Here is a 17,739-nt window from a genome sequence, read left to right on the forward strand (position 1 = left end):
GATGTTTGCCCGCGCGGCCGCGGTTCCCCTCGCCGCCGCAGCACTGGTCTGTGTTTGTGCCGGCATCCTGACCGCGGAACGAACGGCCGGACCGGTCGCATCAGCCATCGCCGAAGGCAGGACGGTCACCGGCGAGTTCCGAGCCTCCACGGATGCCCGCGCGGTGGCGGCCGACCGCTTCAGCGGCGGTTCCCGGTACATCACCGAGGCCGTCCTTCAGCAGGCCACGAGCGGCGGTCAGCGGTTCTCCGCTGCCGCCACGGTTTTGGTGATCGGGGGCAGCGGCTACGAGGAGGTGCAGCTTGGCGACCGGTTCACCGCCGCCGGATCACTGCAGGCCACTGAAGCCGGTGAGCGCTCAGTGGCACTGCTGTATGCCAACGGCAGGCCCGAGGTGGAAACAGCCGGCGGCTGGTACGGCGAAACGGCGCGCATCCGCCGCACCTTTTCCGCTGCGGCGGGTGAACACGCCGGTGTCACCGGCGAGGATGCAGCAGGTCTGTTGCCCGGGATGGTTCTGGGGGACCGCAGCACCCTGGACGATGCGGTGGAAACAGCCATGAAGAACACCGGACTCACCCATATCACCGCTGTCTCCGGAGCCAACTGCGGCTACTTATTGGCCTTCGTCTTCCTGCTGGCGCGCGCTGTCAGGCTGCCGCGGGGCTGGGCCGCTGCAGCCGGGGTAGCGGCCCTGTTGGCATTCGTGCTGGTGGTGCGTCCCGACGCCAGTGTCCTGAGAGCTGCGGTCATGGGCAGCCTGGGGACCATCGCCGTCCTGTCCGGACGGGGCAAGCTGCCGGCGGCCCTGTTGTGTCTTTCCATCACGGTCCTGCTGGCCGTGGATCCCTGGCTCAGCGGAAGCTACGCCTTCATCCTCTCTGTGCTGGCCACCTCCGGGCTGATCCTGTTGGGTCCGCGGCTGACGGAGCTGCTGTCCAGAAGGCTGCCCTGGCCGCTGGCAGCAGCGCTGGCCGTGCCGATGGCGGCACAGTTCTTCTGTTCACCGGTCCTGGTGCTCCTGCAGCCGCAGGTGCCGGCGTTCTCCCTGCCCGCCAACGTGGCAGTGGCGCCCGTCGTGCCGCTGGTCACGGTGGTCGGAATGCTGGCGGCTGTCCTCGCGGCCACCGTTCCGGTTGCCGCCGGACCGTTCGTGCTCATTTCCGGTGCGGGTGCGGCCTGGACGGCAGGGGTGGCCCGCTTCTTTGACGGGCTTCCCGGTGCATTGGTGCCGTGGCCCTCCGGTGCGGCGGGCGTAATCCTGATGGTGCTGGCTGCCGGTGCCGGTGTCTGGCTCCTGTGGCGTTTTGGACCGCCGGGGAATGCAGCGCAGCCGCCCCGCGCTGAACCTGCGGGTACTGAACCTGCGGGTACTGGGCCCGCGGGCTCTGCAGCCGTGAGCACCAGGCCTGTGCGGCCACACCGGCACTGGGCCGTTGCTGCAGCCCTGTTGCTGCTGCCGGCCGCCGCGGCTGCCGCCTGGCTCCAGTTGCGTCCTGGTCCGGCGCCCTCTGGATGGATGGCCGCTGTCTGTGACGTCGGCCAGGGAGACGGGCTGGTGGTGCGGACGGCGGCACACCGTGCCGTGGTGATTGACGCCGGTCCTGACCCGGACGTCATGGACAACTGCCTCAAGCGGCTGGAGGTGGACACCGTAGACCTGTTCATCCTCTCCCATGCCCACCTGGACCATTACGGAGGAGCTGAAGGTGTGCTGCGGGGCAGGGAGGTGAACCATGTTGCCTATTCGACGGCCAAAGAAGCTCTTCCCGGATCCCTGCGGATGGTGCTGGAAGGCTCCGGAGCCGAACTGACGCGGCTGACCGAAGGGATGGCGTCTCGGGCCGGCACAGTGGACTGGGAGGTGCTGTGGCCTCCCGCCCGGAGAAAAGAGGCCAATGAAAACGATGCCAGTTCGGTGATTCTGGTGACAATGGACTCACCGGCCGAACCTGTGCCGGGAGAGCCACACGGGTCCGGCGTCACGATGCTATTCACCGGAGACATCGAAGAGGGTGCATCGGATGCCCTGCTGTCCCGGCATGCCTGGCTGCGCGACGCAGGAGTGGATGTGTTGAAAGTGCCCCACCATGGTGCCCGCAACGGCGGTACGGCGCTGATCGAGGAACTAAACCCGCGCCTGGCGCTGATCTCCGTTGGCGCCGGCAATGAGTACGGACATCCGTCGCCGGAGATTTTGGAAGGGTTGAGGGGTTCCGGGACCGCTGTCGTGCGCACTGATGAACTCGGCCCCGTCACTTTGGAGACGGACGGATCGTTGCTGTCATGGGTTCGCATGGACGGGCATTAGGCTGTCGCAGCCTCCAAACGCAAGGTGCCCGCGGAAGCCGGCAGGTAATGTTGGAGTGTTCCCAAACGTCGTCCCGCTCGTTCTCATCCCAGGAGTCTGTTCGCTGTGAATCCGGCCGTCCCGTCCGCTAGGCGAAGCACCGCAAAATCCGGCGGCAAGTCCGCGGGGAAGATTGTCTCCTGGCGCGAGGCGGAACCCGCGCCGGTGGTACTGCTGAGCGGCCCCGAAGACTACCTGGCCGGACGCGCCATGGAACGGATCCGTGCCTCGCTGCGGCAGGACCAGCCGGACACGGAAATTGTCCGTCTGGACGCGGCAACCTACGCCGCGGGTGAACTGATGCTGCATTCAAGCCCGTCGCTCTTCGGTGAGGCCAAACTCATCGAGGCCTCGAACCTGGCGGCCATGAATGATGAGTTCCTGACCGACACCCTCGCGTACCTCGCGGATACCGCCCCCGACACGGTGCTGGTTCTGAGTCACGGAGGCGGCAACCGCGGCAAAAAGCTCCTGGACGCGGTTAAAGCGTCCGGGGCGCCGGTGGTGGAGTGCCAGCCGTTCAAGAAGGACGCTGAGAAGCTGGACTTTGTGGCCCAGGAATTCAAAGCAGCCCGGCGCCGGATCGACCCCGCTGCCTCCCGCGCCCTGGTTGCCGCGGTGGGCTCCAAGCTGGCGGATCTGGCGGCCGCCTGCCGGCAGCTGATCAACGATGCCTCCGGGGAAATCAGCGAAGAGCTTGTCGAGAAGTATTACGGCGGGCGGGTGGAGGCCACCGCCTTCAAGGTGGCCGACGCAGCACTGGCCGGACGAGGCGGACAGGCCCTGTCGATGTTGCGCCATGCCCTGGACACCGGCGTGGATCCCGTCCCTCTGGTGGGCGCGCTGGCCATGAAGGTCCGGGCTGTGGCCAAGGTGGCGAACCTGCGCGGCTCCTCAGCTTCCATGGCGAAGGAACTGGGCATGGCCCCGTGGCAGGTGGACCAGGCGCGGCGCGACGCCCAGCACTGGTCCCAGGAATCCCTGATCAAGGCCGTGCAGGTGCTGGCCGAGGCCGATGCGCAGGTCAAGGGCGCCGGCCGCGATCCCATATACGCCGTAGAGCACGCGGTAACCGTGATTTCGCTGGCTGCGGCCGGACGCTGACCTGCCCCGGCTGAAGCCCGCCGGTTAAAGCAGTCTGGCCGGCCCCAAGGGGACCGGCCAGACCGATAAGACTAAAGCAAGAACAACAGCTTAGAGCGCGTTGACCTTCTTGGAGATGGCCGACTTGCGGTTGGCGGCATTGTTCTTGTGGATAACACCCTTGCTGACAGCCTTGTCCAGCTTGCGGCTGGCAGTGGCCACTGCTGCGACTGCTGCATCCTTGTCGCTGGCCTTCACGGCAGCGTCAACGGAGCGGATTGCGGTCTTCAGCTCGGACTTCACCGAGTTGTTACGCATGCGCGCCTTCTCGTTGGTGAGGATGCGCTTCTTCTGGGACTTAATATTGGCCACTTATATAAACTCTCTTTGTATTGCGGACTTGGTCGGTGAGGGAATTTCAGCCCAGACATTGACTGAGCGGCGTGGGGATACCGTAATGGCGCCTGAACTGAAGTGCCCGTCGACCTGCGCGGACACACAGCAATAAATGTTAGCAGAACTTGGCCTCGAAGGCCCATTGGCGGGGTCCAGGCCCCGACGGCGGAGCTTTCCCCGGGCGTGCGCCCCGGGTCTGCGGGACGCGGGACATCAGTTTTGGGCCGAAAACCTTGAGGCGACGCGCTGAAACGCTGCGGCGGGCAGAACCGCCCCCTGCCGCCTGATGGTGGCCGGATCCAGCTGCAGCACGCGGTCCAGCTTAACCTCACTCGGCCGGCCCCGGCTGTCCCAGGGGCCGGTGCCAACATCCACGTAGTCCGGATCGGACTCCCGGCCGTTGTTGCGGTCGCGGGTGGTCATCATGAGGGCGAGCAGCCGGGAGCCGCTGCGGCCAATCAGCAGCACCGGGCGGTCCTTGCCCTGGGAATAGTCGTCCTCATAGGGAACCCAGGCCCACACCACTTCGCCGGGATCGGGAGATCCGTCCGGGGACGGGGCGTAAACGGGAGTGACTTTTCCCCGGTAGTCCCCGGGATAGGCGGATGACCTGGACGCCGGCTTGGGAGCAGCCGTCCTGCTGCGGGCGGCGGGGGCTCCGGCACTGGAGCGGTGCGGCTTGCGTGCGGTTCGGGAACCGGAGCCGGCTGCGGGACGCGTCAGCAGGCGGATGGCCGTGCGGGCCAGGGAAAGAAAGGATCGGTTGGAGAAGGACATGAGCCCACGCTAATACGTTCTGCGGTTCCAGCGCGGGCTGGCATTCGTGGGAGACTGTTAATTCAGCAGTTAAAACCACCAGGAAAAACGATGAACCGAGCCTTGTCCGGTTCCGGCACGCGGCCTGCGCCGCAGCCGCCGTGAAGTCCTGTGAACAGTAAAGGAACCGCCACAGTGTCACCTATGGCCCGCTTCTCACCGGTGCCTGCCGCGACGGATCCGGCGATCATCAGAAATTTCTGCATCATCGCCCACATCGACCACGGCAAGTCCACCCTGGCCGACCGCATGCTCCAGTCCACCGGCGTCGTCGAGCACCGGAACATGAAGGCCCAGTATCTGGACCGCATGGACATTGAGCGCGAACGCGGCATCACCATCAAGTCGCAGGCCGTGCGCATGCCGTGGGAGCTCGACGGCGAGTCCTACGCCCTGAACATGATCGACACCCCGGGCCACGTGGACTTCACCTACGAGGTTTCCCGTTCCCTGGCCGCGTGCGAAGGCGCCGTGCTGCTGGTGGACGCAGCCCAGGGCATTGAGGCCCAGACGCTGGCCAACCTCTACCTGGCGATGGAGAACGACCTCACCATCATTCCGGTCCTGAACAAGATCGACCTCCCGGCGGCGCAGCCGGAGAAGTACGCCGAGGAGCTGGCAAAGCTGATCGGCGGCGATCCGGAGGACGTCCTGCGTGTCTCCGGCAAGACCGGCGTGGGCGTCGAAGACCTGCTGGACCAGATCGTCCGGGAGATTCCTGCTCCGGTGGGCGATCCCAATGCTCCCGCCCGTGCCATGATTTTCGACTCCGTGTATGACACCTACCGCGGCGTTGTCACCTATGTGCGTGTGGTGGACGGCAAGCTCTCGCCGCGCGAACGCATCCAGATGATGTCCACCCGGGCCAGCCACGAGCTGCTCGAAATCGGTGTCAGCTCCCCGGAACCCACACCGTCCAAGGGCCTTGGCGTCGGCGAGGTGGGCTACCTGATCACCGGTGTGAAGGACGTGCGCCTGTCCAAGGTTGGTGACACCGTCACCAACCTGGCCAAGCCGGCCTCCGAATCGCTGCCCGGTTACGCCGATCCCAAGCCCATGGTCTTCTCCGGCCTGTATCCCATCGACGGCGCCGATTACCCGGTACTGCGCGACGCCCTGGAAAAGCTCATGCTCAACGACGCCGCGCTGGTTTACGAGCCCGAGACATCGGCGGCGCTCGGCTTCGGCTTCCGCGTGGGCTTCCTGGGCCTGCTGCACCTGGAAATCACCCGGGAGCGCCTGGAGCGCGAGTACAACCTGGACCTGATCTCCACCGCGCCCAACGTGGAGTATGAGGTGACGCTTGAGGACAAGAAGGTGGTCACGGTCACCAACCCCAGCGAGTACCCCGAAGGCAAGATCAAAGAGGTCCGCGAGCCGATGGTTTCGGCCACGATCCTGGCCCCGAATGAATTTGTCGGCGCCATCATGGAGCTGTGCCAGGCCCGGCGCGGCGTCCTGGGCGGCATGGATTACCTTTCCGAGGACCGGGTGGAGATCCGGTACCGCCTGCCGCTGGCCGAGATTGTCTTCGACTTCTTCGACATTCTCAAATCCAAGACCCGCGGCTACGCCTCGCTGGACTGGAAGGCCGACGGCGAACAGGTTGCCGACCTGGTTAAGGTGGACATCCTGCTGCAGGGCGAACAGGTGGATGCGTTCAGCTCCATCACGCACAAGGACAAGGCCTACTCCTACGGTGTCATGATGACGGGCAAGCTGCGCGAACTCATTCCCCGCCAGCAGTTTGAGGTCCCCATCCAGGCGGCCATCGGCTCCCGCATCATTGCCCGCGAATCCATCCGCGCCATCCGCAAGGATGTGCTGGCCAAGTGCTACGGCGGTGACATCAGCCGTAAGCGCAAGCTGCTGGAAAAGCAGAAGGAAGGCAAGAAGCGCATGAAGATGGTGGGCCGCGTGGAAGTTCCGCAGGAAGCCTTCGTGGCCGCACTTTCCTCCGACGAGTCCAAGGATAAAGCCAAGAAGTGACACCCAGCGCATTACCCCTCGGAGACCCGGCTCCCGCCGACGGTCTCCTGCCCGCCCAGGCTGCGGACGGAGCAGCGGACCGGAAGTTTGGTCTGTATGTCCACATCCCGTTCTGTTCCGTCCGCTGCGGCTACTGCGACTTCAATACCTACACCGCCACGGAGCTGGGCGGCGGTGCCTCGCAGGCTGCCTACGGCGGCACAGCGGAGCAGGAAGTGCGCTTCGCCGCCCGTGCGCTGAAGGCATCGGGTCTTCCGGACCGGAAGATGGGAACCGTGTTCTTCGGCGGCGGCACCCCCACCCTGCTGCCCGCGGAGGACCTCGCAGGGATCCTGAAAACCGCCGTCGATATGTGGGGCCTGGAACCGGGGGCCGAGGTCACCACCGAAGCCAACCCCGATTCGGTCACCCCCGCCTCGCTGCAGTTGCTGGCAGACGCCGGCTTCACCCGGGTGTCCTTCGGCATGCAGTCCGCGGTGCCGCACGTGCTCGCAGTGCTGGATCGCACGCACACGCCGTCGCGGGTTCCCGAGGCCGTGAAATGGGCGCGCGACGCCGGCCTGAAGGTGAGTGTTGACCTGATCTACGGCACGCCGGGGGAGTCCCTGGCGGACTGGGAAATCTCCGTCAAGGAGGCCCTAAGCTACGAGCCGGACCACATTTCGGCCTACGCCCTGATCATTGAGGACGGGACCAAGCTCGCCGCCCGGATGCGGCGCGGTGAAGTCCCGCCGATCGACGACGACGACCACGCGGACAAATACCTGCTTGCCGACGAACTGATGACCGCCGCCGGACTGTCCTGGTATGAAGTGAGCAACTGGGCACGCACCCCCGCGGACCAGTGCCGGCACAACCTGGCCTACTGGCGCAGCGACGACTGGTGGGGCATCGGGCCGGGGGCCCATTCCCATGCCGGCGGCGTGCGCTGGTGGAACGCCAAGCACCCCACCGCGTATGCGCAGCGGCTCGCCGCCGGGGAGTCACCCGCCGTCGGACGCGAAACCCTCGACGCCGAAACCCGGTACGTGGAAGACGTCATGCTGCGCACCCGGCTGGCCGAAGGCCTGGAGCTGTCCCGGCTCAAGGATTCCGGCCGGCTCGCCGTGGCCGGGTTGATGGCCGACGGCCTGGTGGATCCGCACGCGGCGCTGGCGGGCCGCGTGCTGCTGACGTCCAAGGGCCGCCTGCTGGCGGACGCCGTCGTCCGCCGCCTGCTTCCGGACTAGCCCCTGAACGAGCGCCGCCTGGCACCGTGCCGGCAAAACGCGCGTGCTACGGGATGCGGCGCAGGTTCAGCGGGTAGCGGTACGGCCGGCCGCGGTTGCACTCGATGCCGGCGATCACTGAGGACACCGCGATGGCAACCCACAGCAGGGCGTTTGTGATCGCAAAGACCCAGCCGATCACCGGAATGAAGGACAGCAGCCAGGCCACCATGGCAATGATGGTGGGGGGAAGCGTGAAGTTCAGCGCTTCCTTGGACTCCTGGGCCGTGAACGGGCCGCGGTCGCGGAACACCAAGTAGATGATCAACGAGGGGATGAAGCCCAGAATGCCGCCGAAATGCGCCATGGTGGCCCACTGGCGATCCTCGGAAGCGGTGAGGGGCAGCGCGTTGGCCGGTGCGCCCTGATAGGGCGGACGCTGGCCCGGAGCCCGGTCGTCGGGGCGGTGCTGGTCATTCTGACGGATGTTCGACACTGCTGTTTCCTTTTGACTCTGGACGCCTGGGTCTTGCCTTGCGGGGCACGCGCTGTGACTCCCGGTGCCCGGAGAATCGGTGCGGATCCAGGCCGTCCGGCTGCTGCATATCTCATCTAGGTTACTGGCTGGAAGACCCCCAGCCCGCAACGGCGCGGCGGTGCAGCCGCTAAGGCACGGTGAGGAAGTCAATAACTTCCTCCACCCGGCCCAGCAGCGACGGCTCCAAATCAGCATACGAGCTGACGCTGCCCAACAGTTTTTTCCAGCCGACGGCAACATCGGTGTGGTCCCGGTGCGGCCAGCCGAGGCCTTTGAGGATGCCCGTTTTCCAGTCCTCGTGGCGGGGTACCACGGGCCAGGCAGCCAGGCCGATGGTCTGCGGCTTAATGGCCTGCCAGACGTCCACATACGGGTGGCCCACAATCAGCACATTGCCGCGGGCGCCGGGAACGGCCATGGCTTCGGCGGCAATCCGGGATTCCTTGGAGCCGGAGACCAAATGGTCCACCAGGATGCCCAGCCGGCGTCCGGGGCCCGGGCTGAACTCCCGCACCGCTGAATACAGGTCATCCACTCCGTGCAGGGGCTCGACGACGATTCCCTCCACACGCAGGTCGTCGCCCCACACCTTTTCCACCAGCTCGGCGTCGTGCTTGCCTTCCACCCAGATACGGCTGGCCCTGGCGGTGCGCGCCCGGACGTTATCCACCCGGACGGAACCCGACGCTGTCCGGCGGGACGCAGGGGCCGCAGCTTTGACGGCAGGAACCACCTCCACCGGCTCGCCGTCCACAAGGAACCCGAACCCCAGCTCGAAGGATTTTGTCTTGCCGCGCCGGTCCTCCAGGACCATCAGGTGCAGGCCCCCGGACTTCTCGACCCGCACCACGGCGCCAACCCAGCCGCTCTGCACGTCTTCAAGCACGAGCCCGATCTCGGCGGGCACTGCGGGCAACACCCGCCGGGCAGGGGCGGTGATGTCCTGCGGGCCCCACGAAAAATTCGACACGGGTGTATCCCTCACTTTGATTTGCGGTTGGTTCCTGCGCGGATTCGGCACGTGCGGGCACGGGCTCCTCAATGCTAGCAACGCCGCCGATCCGTATTAGACTTAGCACTTGGGCATGGTGAGTGCTAACCAGCCCGCCGCCAATTTATAGGCCTGTTCGGGGTTGCTGTCAGGAAATCAGCACCGCGCAGGAGATCAGCAAAGGAGGGAAAACCATGAGTGAGCCACGCAGACTCGAGGTGCTCCGGGCCATTGTTGAGGACTACGTACATTCGCGGGAACCCGTTGGGTCCAAGGCCCTGGTGGAGCGCCACCAGCTGGGCGTATCCAGCGCCACCATCCGCAATGACATGGCGGCGCTTGAGGAAGAGGGCCTGATTGTGGCCCCCCACACGTCTGCCGGCCGCATCCCTACTGACAAGGGATACCGCCTTTTCGTGGACCGGATATCGGACGTCAAGCCGCTCTCCGCTGCTGAGCGCAAGGCCATCCAGACCCTGCTCGAGGGAGCGGAGGATCTCGATGACGTCATGGAACGGACCGTTCGGCTGCTCTCGCAGCTGACCAACCAGGTGGCCGTGGTGCAGTATCCGCATCTGGGCAATGCCAAGGTCCGCCACATCGAATTTGTCCTGCTGGCACCGGCCCAGGTGCTGGTAGTCCTGATTTCCACCACCGGACGGGTGGAGCAGCGGGTCATCACCGTTCCCGACCAGGTGACCGAACCGGACCTGCTTGAACTGCGCCAGCATTTCCTCTCTGCGCTTAGCGGTACGCCGCTGACCCGGATTACCGGACAGCTGGCCGACTGCCTCGCCCTGGTTCCCGCTCAGAAGAGGCGGAATGCCGCGGCGCTGGCACACTCCCTGGAGCAGCTGGCCGGAATCAACCGGGAAGACCGCATGGTCATGGCAGGCACCGCCAATCTGGCCCGTTCCACAGTAGACTTTCCCCTGACGATCGGCCCCATCCTGGAGGCACTTGAGGAACAGGTCGTCATGCTTCGGCTGTTGTCGGAAATGGAACAGGACGCCAGGGGCGTCTCGGTGCGGATTGGCCGGGAAAACCCGCACGGATCCCTCGCGGAGGCCTCAGTTGTGGCCACCGGTTACGGACCCGATTCTTCGGCAAAGGTGGGGGTGCTGGGACCAACCCGGATGGACTACCCCAACACGATGGCCACGGTGCGCGCCGTAGCCCGATACCTTTCCCGAATACTGAACAACTAAAAACGTTAGACGAAGACAGCAGCAGTACACCGGCTGCCGCCGCCCGCGGGTGGCAGCAGCCGGTGGACGCCTCCGGACGGAGGGTGACGCGGTGAAAACGCGGACACTGCCAATTACAGGAAGCGATGTGCACGAGTGAGCGATCACTATCAGGTCCTGGGCGTCGGACGCGACGCCACGGGCGAAGAAATCAAGAAGGCGTACCGGAAGCTTGCCCGCAAGCTTCACCCGGACGTTAACTCCGCTCCCGGGGCGCAGGACGAGTTCAAGGCCGTGACCCATGCCTACGAGGTGCTCGCGGACCCGCAGAAACGCCGCATCTACGACACCACCGGCAACGAGAACGGCAATGACAACGGCTTCGGCGGCGGCGCCGGCTTCGGAGGCCAGAACTTCGGCTTCCAGGACATCTTCGACACCTTCTTCGGCGGCGGTGGCGGTGGCGGCGGCCGGGGGCCGGCCTCACGGACGCGCCGCGGCCAGGATGCCCTGATCAACGTACGCATCGACTTGAAGGATGCCGTCTTCGGCACCAACAAGAAGATCGAGGTTGATACGGCGGTCACCTGCCCCACCTGTGACGGAAGCTGCTGCCAGCCGGGAACCTCCCCGCGGACCTGCGACATTTGCCACGGATCCGGCCAGGTGCAGCGCGCCGTGCGCTCCATCCTCGGTCAGGTCATGACCAGCGCGCCGTGCGGTTCCTGCCAGGGGTACGGCACCGTTATCCCCGACCCGTGCCACGAATGCGCCGGCGAGGGCCGCGTGCGCAGCCGCCGTACCCTGAACATCAAGATCCCCGCCGGTGTAGCCACCGGCACCCGCATCCAGCTGGGCGGACAGGGTGAAGCCGGAACCGCCGGCGGACCCCAGGGTGACCTGTACGTCGAAATCCGCGTCAACGCCGATCCCACCTTTGTCCGCGAAGGCGATGACCTGCACGCAACGCTGACCGTTCCCATGACTGCGGCGGCGCTTGGTTCCTCCATCAACTTCGAGACGTTCGACGGCGACCGGGAGATTACGGTCAAGGCCGGCACCCAGTCCGGGGAAGTCACCACCCTCAAGGGCCTGGGCGTGACCCATCTGCGCGGCTACGGCCGGGGGGACCTGCTGGTTCACCTGCACGTGGAAACCCCGCAGAAGCTTGATGCCGAGCAGGAGGAGCTGCTGCGCAAGCTCGCCCAGCTGCGCGGTGAAGAATATGCCGAGGGCCGTCTGGCCGGAAACGGCACCGGCGTCTTTGCCCGGCTGCGGGACCGCCTGGGCAACCACTGACATGACCAACCCGATCTTCTTCGGCGACCCGGATTCCGTCCGGGCCGCCGAAGCCGGTTCATGCTTTGTCCTTGAAGGGGCTGAAGCCCACCACGCCGTCGCCGTGAAACGGCTCGCCCCGGGGGAGCCCGTGGACATTGTGGACGGCGCCGGACGCCGGCTCACGGGTACGGTTGCCGCTGCCGGGCCGTCCCGGCTGGAGGTTGCGGTGGAATCCGTCACCGAGGAAGACAAAGCCGCGGATCAGCTGATCCTGGTCCAGGCCCTCGCCAAGGGCGGCCGGGACGAGCAGGCCGTCGAAGCAGCTACCGAGCTGGGCGTGCAGGCGGTGATTCCGTGGCAGTCCGAGCGGAGCATCGTGCGCTGGCGGGCTGACAAAGCTGCCAAGGGGCAGGCGAAATGGCAGGGCATCCTCACGGCGGCGGCTAAGCAGTCCCGCCGGTCCCGGATTCCCGTAGCCGAAGAGATGCTGGAGACCAAGGCGCTGGTGCGCAGGCTGGCGGATGTTGATCTGGTGCTCGTGCTTCACGAAGAGGCCGACGGCGCGCTGGTGCCGGCGGTGGAGCAGGCACGGCTCCGCTGCGGCGGACGGCCGCTGAGCATTGCCGTGGTGGTGGGGCCTGAAGGCGGAATCAGCGGTGCTGAAGTTCAGCTCCTGCGTTCGGAGGGTGCCGTGGCGGTCCGGTTGGGGCAGCACGTCCTTCGTTCATCCACCGCCGGTCCCGCGGCGCTGGCCGTCCTGAATTACGCGCTGGGCCGCTGGTAAACCGCGGCGCCGGCCAACCCGTGAGAAAACCCGCCTAATTCACGTCGGAGTAAACAGTGACCCGCTTGGAGTCCTCATCCGCGCGTTCGGCTCCGTGGAAGACACTCACGCTGTATTCGCCGGGTGACAGGTCAACGCTGAAATTGTAGAGCGACGTTCCGCCCGTGGGTGCGTCCAGTTCGGCATAACCGGTCTGGACGGCATCCTCGGCGGGCCGGCCGTCAACAATTGGTTCGACCCGCCAGGAGATCTGGCCGCCTTCCGACACTGCTGCCCCGTGAACCCGGAGCGAAGGCCCGGTTCCGTCCCCCTGCTGCGGATCAATAATCCAGATCGGGGCCACCAGCGAGGCATCCCGCTCCAGCTGCCCGTCCAGGGACTCATGCCCGAAGGCCCGGTAACCCGCCTTGCCATCCACCAGCAGCACTACGGAGGGGGCGTGCCCCACGGTGGTGAGCCCTGCGTTCGAGGCTGCAGCGGTGGCGGTATAAACGAGCTGCTGGACGGCACGGTGCGCCATTCCGGCATCCAGGGAGGTCTTGAAAGCGTCCGAGGAGATATCAACGGTGATGACATTCTTGCCGGAGATCGAAGCCGTGACGCTGCCGGCCGTGCTCCAGGGATTGAAATAGTCGGGGTCAGCCGGTCTGTCGGACGTCATGGCAACCACGGCCTCGACTATCGGATCCCCGCTTGTTTCGGCGGGCTGGAACTCCCGGTAGAGGTGAACATCCGAACCGTTCACTCCGAGCCAGTAGACCGGAACGCGTCCCGGCGCCGGCTTCCCCTCCGAGGGGGCCGTCACACTCAGCGACGCGGATAAGGAACCGGCAGCCTCGTCGAAGTGCGTGGGCATGGACGTGGTGGGAGTGGCTGCCACGACGCCGCAGCCGCTGAGGAGGAGCGAAGATGCTGCCAGCACGCCCGGGATAATCCGGTGGTGCGGCCGGAGCCGGCGCGGTGCTTCAGGCATAATTCTGTCCTCCCTTCGCTGAACGTTTATCCCAGCTTGGCATATGCGAATGGCCGGATTAGCGCTCTTAACCGTCCTGCGACCGGACTGAGACCCGATTGAGACCCGGCGTCCGGAGCGCCGGCGGCCGCATCAGGCACCGCTGTTGACAAAACACCTCACCTGCAGGAGCAGACGGCCGCTGCCGTATCAAGTAATATTGAAGTGCCTGTCTTAACTTGCCGGCACACCACACTAAGCATCAACAACTCACTCTTCAAAAGGGGCGATGAAAGGCCTGGGAAGGCCGAATATATGACTGAATCCTCAGGAATTGGCACCATCGGACTGGATCGCCAGACCATCATCTTTGATTCCACGGAACACATGGTCCAGTCTCTGGGTGCCAACGACGAGGCGCTCAAGATCATTGAGTCCGCTTACCCGGAGGCCAATCTCCATGTCCGCGGCAACGAGCTCTCCATTTCGGGTCCCGCTGCCGTCGTTGAACTGACCCTCCGTCTCGTCAACGAAGTCCGCGTCCTTGCACGGAGCCAGACCAAGGTCACGCCTCAGCTGCTGGAGCAGCTGATCACCATGCTCCGGGACCAGAGCGCCCAGCGTCCGGCGGAAGTTCTGACGCAGAACATCCTCTCCACCCGCGGCCGCACCATCCGTCCGAAGACGCTGAACCAGAAGAACTATGTGGACGCGATCGATGAAAACACCATTGTGTTTGGAATCGGACCCGCCGGCACCGGCAAAACCTACCTCGCCATGGCGAAGGCGGTGCAGGCGCTGCAGCAGAAGGAAGTCAGCAGGATTATCCTCACCCGCCCGGCTGTTGAGGCCGGCGAACGGCTCGGATTCCTGCCCGGAACGCTCAGCGACAAGATTGATCCGTACCTGCGTCCTCTCTATGACGCCCTCCACGACATGATGGACCCGGACTCCATTCCCCGGCTGATGGCTGCCGGAACCATTGAAGTTGCACCGCTGGCCTACATGCGCGGACGCACGCTCAATGACGCCTTCATCATTTTGGACGAAGCGCAGAACACCACGCCCGAGCAGATGAAGATGTTCCTGACCCGTCTGGGCTTCGGTTCCAAGATGGTGGTGACCGGTGACGTGACCCAGGTGGATCTGCCGGGCGGCACCGCCTCCGGACTGCGCATCGTCCACGACATCCTCGGCGACATCGATGACGTTGCGTTCTCGGAGCTGCATGCCTCGGATGTGGTGCGCCATTCCCTCGTGAGCAGCATTGTCACTGCCTACAGTGAATGGGATGAGTCCCGGCGTGCGCCCTCGTCGGGCACTGCCCGCGGGGCGGCAGCAGGACGGGGTTCGGCCAAGTGAGCATCGAAGTAAACAACGAGTCCGCCGTTCAGGTGGACGAGGAGGAACTGTCCCGCCTGGGACGCTACCTCCTGGAGAGCCTGTACGTGCATCCGGAAGCGGACCTGTCCATCATTCTGGTGGACGAGGAAGCCATGGAAAAGCTGCACATCGAGTGGATGGACATTCCCGGGCCCACCGATGTGCTGTCCTTCCCCATGGATGAGCTGCGTCCCGGGGTTCCGGGACGTCCGACACCTGCCGGGGTTCTGGGCGACATTGTGCTGTGTCCGCAGGTAGCCGCCGTGCAGGCAAAAACCGCGGGACACGGCATGCAGGAAGAGCTGCTCCTGCTGACGACGCACGGTGTGCTCCACCTTCTCGGGTACGACCATGCGGAGCCCGAAGAGGAAAAGGAAATGTTCGGTCTCCAGCGCGATCTTCTGTCCGCCTACCTGGGCCGTGAGGCTCCCAAGGAGACGCGCAGTTGAGCGTTGTCCTGCTGATTTTCATGGCCGTGGCCTTCATGGTCCTGGCCGGCCTGCTCACTGCCGCGGAATCCGCCTACGGATACCTGCCGCGGCATGAGGCCGAAGCACTGCTGCACGGCAAGGCGGGCAAACCGCTGCGCAAGATCCTGCAGCACCCGGTGGCGCATATGCATGCGCTCCGGTTCTGGCGCGTCTGGTTCGAAATGGCCACGGCCGTCACGGTGGCCACCCTGTTCCAGATGCTCCTGGACAACATCTGGCTGGCCGGGCTGCTGGCCACCGTGGTCATGGCAGCCATCGGATTTGTTCTGGTGGGAGTTTCTCCCCGCCAGATCGGCCGCAAGCATGTCACCGCCGTCGTTGTCCTCACCGCCGGCCTGGTGCGCTTCCTCCGCGTTGTCCTGGGCCCGGTTCCCGGCTGGCTCGTCCGGCTGGGCACCGCCGTCGCCCCCGGCACGCAGGGTCCGGACGCGGCGTTCTTCACCGAAGAGGAGTTCCGCGAACTGCTGGACCGTGCTTCAGAGGCGGACATGATCGAGAACACCGAGGCGGAGCTGATCCATTCGGTCTTCGAACTTGGCGACACCAAGGTCCGTTCGGTGATGGTCCCGCGCACCGACATGGTGTGCATTGAAGCAGGCTCCACCCTGCGCCAGGCCATGTCGCTGTTCCTGCGCTCGGGGTACTCCCGCGTGCCGGTGATCGAGGACAGCGCAGATCAGATTGTGGGAATCCTTTATCTCAAGGACGTGGCGGCGCAGATGCATTCCGGCTCGGGGGAGGCGGGGCAGCGCCGCGTGGAGGATTTTGCCCGCGGCGTGCGGTACGTGCCGGAGTCCAAGGCGGTCAGTGAGCTGCTGCAGGAACTGCAGCGCGAGTCCACCCACGTGGCCGTGGTCATCGATGAATACGGCGGCACCGCCGGCCTGGTGACGCTCGAGGACCTGATCGAAGAGATCGTCGGCGAGATCGTCGATGAGTATGATTCCGAGCGGCCTGAAATTGAGAACCTTGGCGGCGGCCGCTACCGCGTAAGCTCCCGTGCCGGCATTGATGACCTGGGCGAGCTGTTCGACGTCGACCTCGAGGATGATGAGGTTGACACCGTGGGAGGCCTGCTGGCCAAGGCCCTGGGCCGCGTCCCCATCGTTGGCAGCGAAGTGGTTGTTGACGGCATTGTCCTGCACGCCGAACGCCTCGAAGGGCGCCGCAACCGGGTGTCCCACATCATCGCCTGGAAACAGCCGGACGACGCCGGCCCAGAAACACATTCCGAAGACGGCAGGGCATCAGCCCGCGTCTCCTCAACAGAATTGGTACCACGTAATGACTGATCCACAGTTCCGCGCCGGCTTTGTCTCCCTGGTGGGCCGGCCCAATGCCGGCAAGTCCACGCTGACCAATGCCCTGGTGGGCCAGAAGGTTGCCATCACGTCGGCGAAGCCGCAGACCACCCGGCATACGATCCGCGGTATTGTGCACCGCGAGCATTCCCAGCTGATCCTGGTGGACACCCCCGGCCTGCACCGTCCCCGCACGCTGCTGGGCAAGCGCCTGAATGATCTCGTGGCGGACACCCTTGCCGAAGTGGACGCCATTGGCTTCTGCCTGCCGGCAAACGAAGCCGTGGGCCCGGGTGACCGTTACATTGCCAAGCAGCTGGCAGCCCTGAAGAAGAAGCCGGTCGTGGCGCTGGTGACCAAGACTGACCTGGTGGACCGGGCCGCGCTGGCCAAGCAGCTGATGTCCGTCACAGCCCTGGGCAACGAGGTCATGGGGGAGGCCGGATGGGCTGACGTGGTCCCCGTGTCCGCGGCCGACGGTTTCCAGGTGGAGACTGTGTCCGAGGTGCTTGCCGGATACATGCCCTCGTCTCCGCCGCTGTACCCGGACGGGGAGCTCACTGATGAGCCGGAGGCCGTGATGGTGGCAGAGCTCATCCGCGAGGCGGCCCTGGAAGGCGTCCGGGATGAGCTTCCCCACTCGCTGGCCGTGGTGGTGGACGAAATTGTTCCCCGCGAAGGGCGTCCTGAAGATAATCCGCTGCTGGACGTCAGGGTGAACCTGTACGTTGAGCGCTCCTCGCAGAAGGCCATCATTATCGGCAAGGGCGGCGCCCGGCTCCGGGAAGTGGGCACCAATGCACGCGTGGCCATCGAGGCGCTGCTGGGTACGCGGATCTACCTGGACCTGCACGTAAAAATTGCGAAGGACTGGCAGCGGGACCCCAAGCAGCTGGTAAAACTTGGCTTCTAGCTGAGCAGTATTGCGGCACCCCGGGACGTGATTCTCAGGGGCGCCGCGTACACTTTGAACTGCCGCCGGCTCAGAT

General features: G+C 65.3%; 16 protein-coding genes. 11 read left to right on the forward strand and 5 right to left on the reverse strand.

Translation table 11 applies throughout. From position 1 onward, the window contains the following. Nucleotide 1 precedes the first annotated feature (1 nt). Together QMA10_RS09060 and holA are read left to right on the forward strand one after the other, a co-directional pair. The gene (locus tag QMA10_RS09060) at nucleotides 2-2,311 is read left to right on the forward strand and encodes a ComEC/Rec2 family competence protein (RefSeq protein ID WP_290167666.1); all 2,310 of its coding nucleotides are present in this window, start codon (nucleotides 2-4) and stop codon (nucleotides 2,309-2,311) included. A 171-nt stretch (nucleotides 2,312-2,482) separates the two neighbouring features. Beyond that, a complete protein-coding gene (gene holA, locus QMA10_RS09065) occupies nucleotides 2,483-3,454 on the forward strand; it encodes a DNA polymerase III subunit delta (RefSeq protein ID WP_290167726.1) in 972 nt (323 codons plus the stop codon). Nucleotides 3,455-3,544: 90 nt separating this feature from the next. Here holA and rpsT read toward each other — a convergent pair whose 3' ends face one another. Both rpsT and QMA10_RS09075 read right to left on the reverse strand, forming a co-directional pair. Continuing rightward, nucleotides 3,545-3,805: a 30S ribosomal protein S20 gene (gene rpsT / locus QMA10_RS09070; protein ID WP_290167667.1), complete on the reverse strand. Its 261-nt coding sequence runs from the start codon at nucleotides 3,803-3,805 to the stop codon at nucleotides 3,545-3,547. Nucleotides 3,806-4,042: 237 nt separating this feature from the next. Then, nucleotides 4,043-4,606 carry a type II toxin-antitoxin system PemK/MazF family toxin gene (locus QMA10_RS09075; protein ID WP_290167668.1) on the reverse strand — a complete coding sequence of 188 codons (564 nt, stop codon included), beginning with the start codon at nucleotides 4,604-4,606 and terminating at the stop codon, nucleotides 4,043-4,045. Nucleotides 4,607-4,780: 174 nt separating this feature from the next. On the opposite strand from QMA10_RS09075, the gene lepA reads away from it, so the two are divergent. Both lepA and hemW read left to right on the forward strand, forming a co-directional pair. Continuing rightward, the gene (gene lepA / locus QMA10_RS09080; RefSeq protein WP_290167671.1) at nucleotides 4,781-6,634 is read left to right on the forward strand and encodes a translation elongation factor 4; all 1,854 of its coding nucleotides are present in this window, start codon (nucleotides 4,781-4,783) and stop codon (nucleotides 6,632-6,634) included. After that, nucleotides 6,631-7,863, forward strand: a complete 1,233-nt coding sequence (gene hemW, locus QMA10_RS09085) for a radical SAM family heme chaperone HemW (protein WP_290167672.1) — start codon at nucleotides 6,631-6,633, stop codon at nucleotides 7,861-7,863. The genes lepA and hemW overlap by 4 nt, the downstream gene beginning before the upstream one ends. Before the next feature lie 46 nt (nucleotides 7,864-7,909). Here the strand turns inward: hemW and QMA10_RS09090 are convergent, their stop codons facing one another. Then, entirely contained in the window at nucleotides 7,910-8,329 is a 420-nt protein-coding gene (locus tag QMA10_RS09090) for a DUF4870 domain-containing protein (protein WP_290167729.1), read from the reverse strand. A gap of 178 nt (nucleotides 8,330-8,507) precedes the next feature. Then, on the reverse strand, nucleotides 8,508-9,350 hold the full coding sequence (locus tag QMA10_RS09095) for a DUF3097 domain-containing protein (protein WP_290167673.1): 843 nt from the start codon (nucleotides 9,348-9,350) through the stop codon (nucleotides 8,508-8,510). Nucleotides 9,351-9,565: 215 nt separating this feature from the next. Here QMA10_RS09095 and hrcA point away from each other — a divergent pair, with 215 nt between their 5' ends. From hrcA to QMA10_RS09110, 3 genes are all read left to right on the forward strand, one after another. Further along, nucleotides 9,566-10,579 (forward strand): heat-inducible transcriptional repressor HrcA, encoded by a 1,014-nt coding sequence (gene hrcA, locus QMA10_RS09100; protein ID WP_290167675.1) that lies wholly within the window; start codon nucleotides 9,566-9,568, stop codon nucleotides 10,577-10,579. A gap of 135 nt (nucleotides 10,580-10,714) precedes the next feature. Further along, entirely contained in the window at nucleotides 10,715-11,857 is a 1,143-nt protein-coding gene (gene dnaJ / locus QMA10_RS09105; RefSeq protein WP_290167677.1) for a molecular chaperone DnaJ, read from the forward strand. Between the two features lies 1 nt (nucleotide 11,858). Beyond that, a complete protein-coding gene (locus QMA10_RS09110; RefSeq protein ID WP_290167679.1) occupies nucleotides 11,859-12,623 on the forward strand; it encodes a 16S rRNA (uracil(1498)-N(3))-methyltransferase in 765 nt (254 codons plus the stop codon). A 34-nt stretch (nucleotides 12,624-12,657) separates the two neighbouring features. Here the strand turns inward: QMA10_RS09110 and QMA10_RS09115 are convergent, their stop codons facing one another. After that, nucleotides 12,658-13,596, reverse strand: a complete 939-nt coding sequence (locus QMA10_RS09115; RefSeq protein ID WP_290167681.1) for a GerMN domain-containing protein — start codon at nucleotides 13,594-13,596, stop codon at nucleotides 12,658-12,660. 294 nt (nucleotides 13,597-13,890) lie between these two features. Between QMA10_RS09115 and QMA10_RS09120 the strand changes: the two genes are divergently transcribed. Genes QMA10_RS09120 through era form a run of 4 tightly spaced genes read left to right on the forward strand, consistent with a single transcriptional unit; the run spans nucleotide 13,891 to nucleotide 17,663 of the window. After that, nucleotides 13,891-14,937 carry a PhoH family protein gene (locus QMA10_RS09120; protein WP_290167682.1) on the forward strand — a complete coding sequence of 349 codons (1,047 nt, stop codon included), beginning with the start codon at nucleotides 13,891-13,893 and terminating at the stop codon, nucleotides 14,935-14,937. After that, a complete protein-coding gene (ybeY, locus tag QMA10_RS09125; protein ID WP_290167683.1) occupies nucleotides 14,934-15,407 on the forward strand; it encodes an rRNA maturation RNase YbeY in 474 nt (157 codons plus the stop codon). Before QMA10_RS09120 ends, ybeY begins: the two co-directional genes overlap by 4 nt. Further along, nucleotides 15,404-16,741 (forward strand): hemolysin family protein, encoded by a 1,338-nt coding sequence (locus QMA10_RS09130; RefSeq protein ID WP_290167685.1) that lies wholly within the window; start codon nucleotides 15,404-15,406, stop codon nucleotides 16,739-16,741. Before ybeY ends, QMA10_RS09130 begins: the two co-directional genes overlap by 4 nt. Continuing rightward, entirely contained in the window at nucleotides 16,734-17,663 is a 930-nt protein-coding gene (gene era / locus QMA10_RS09135) for a GTPase Era (RefSeq protein ID WP_290167687.1), read from the forward strand. Before QMA10_RS09130 ends, era begins: the two co-directional genes overlap by 8 nt. Nucleotides 17,664-17,739: the final 76 nt, after the last annotated feature.

This window comes from Arthrobacter sp. APC 3897 (assembly GCF_030407495.1).
GTDB lineage: Bacteria > Actinomycetota > Actinomycetes > Actinomycetales > Micrococcaceae > Arthrobacter_B.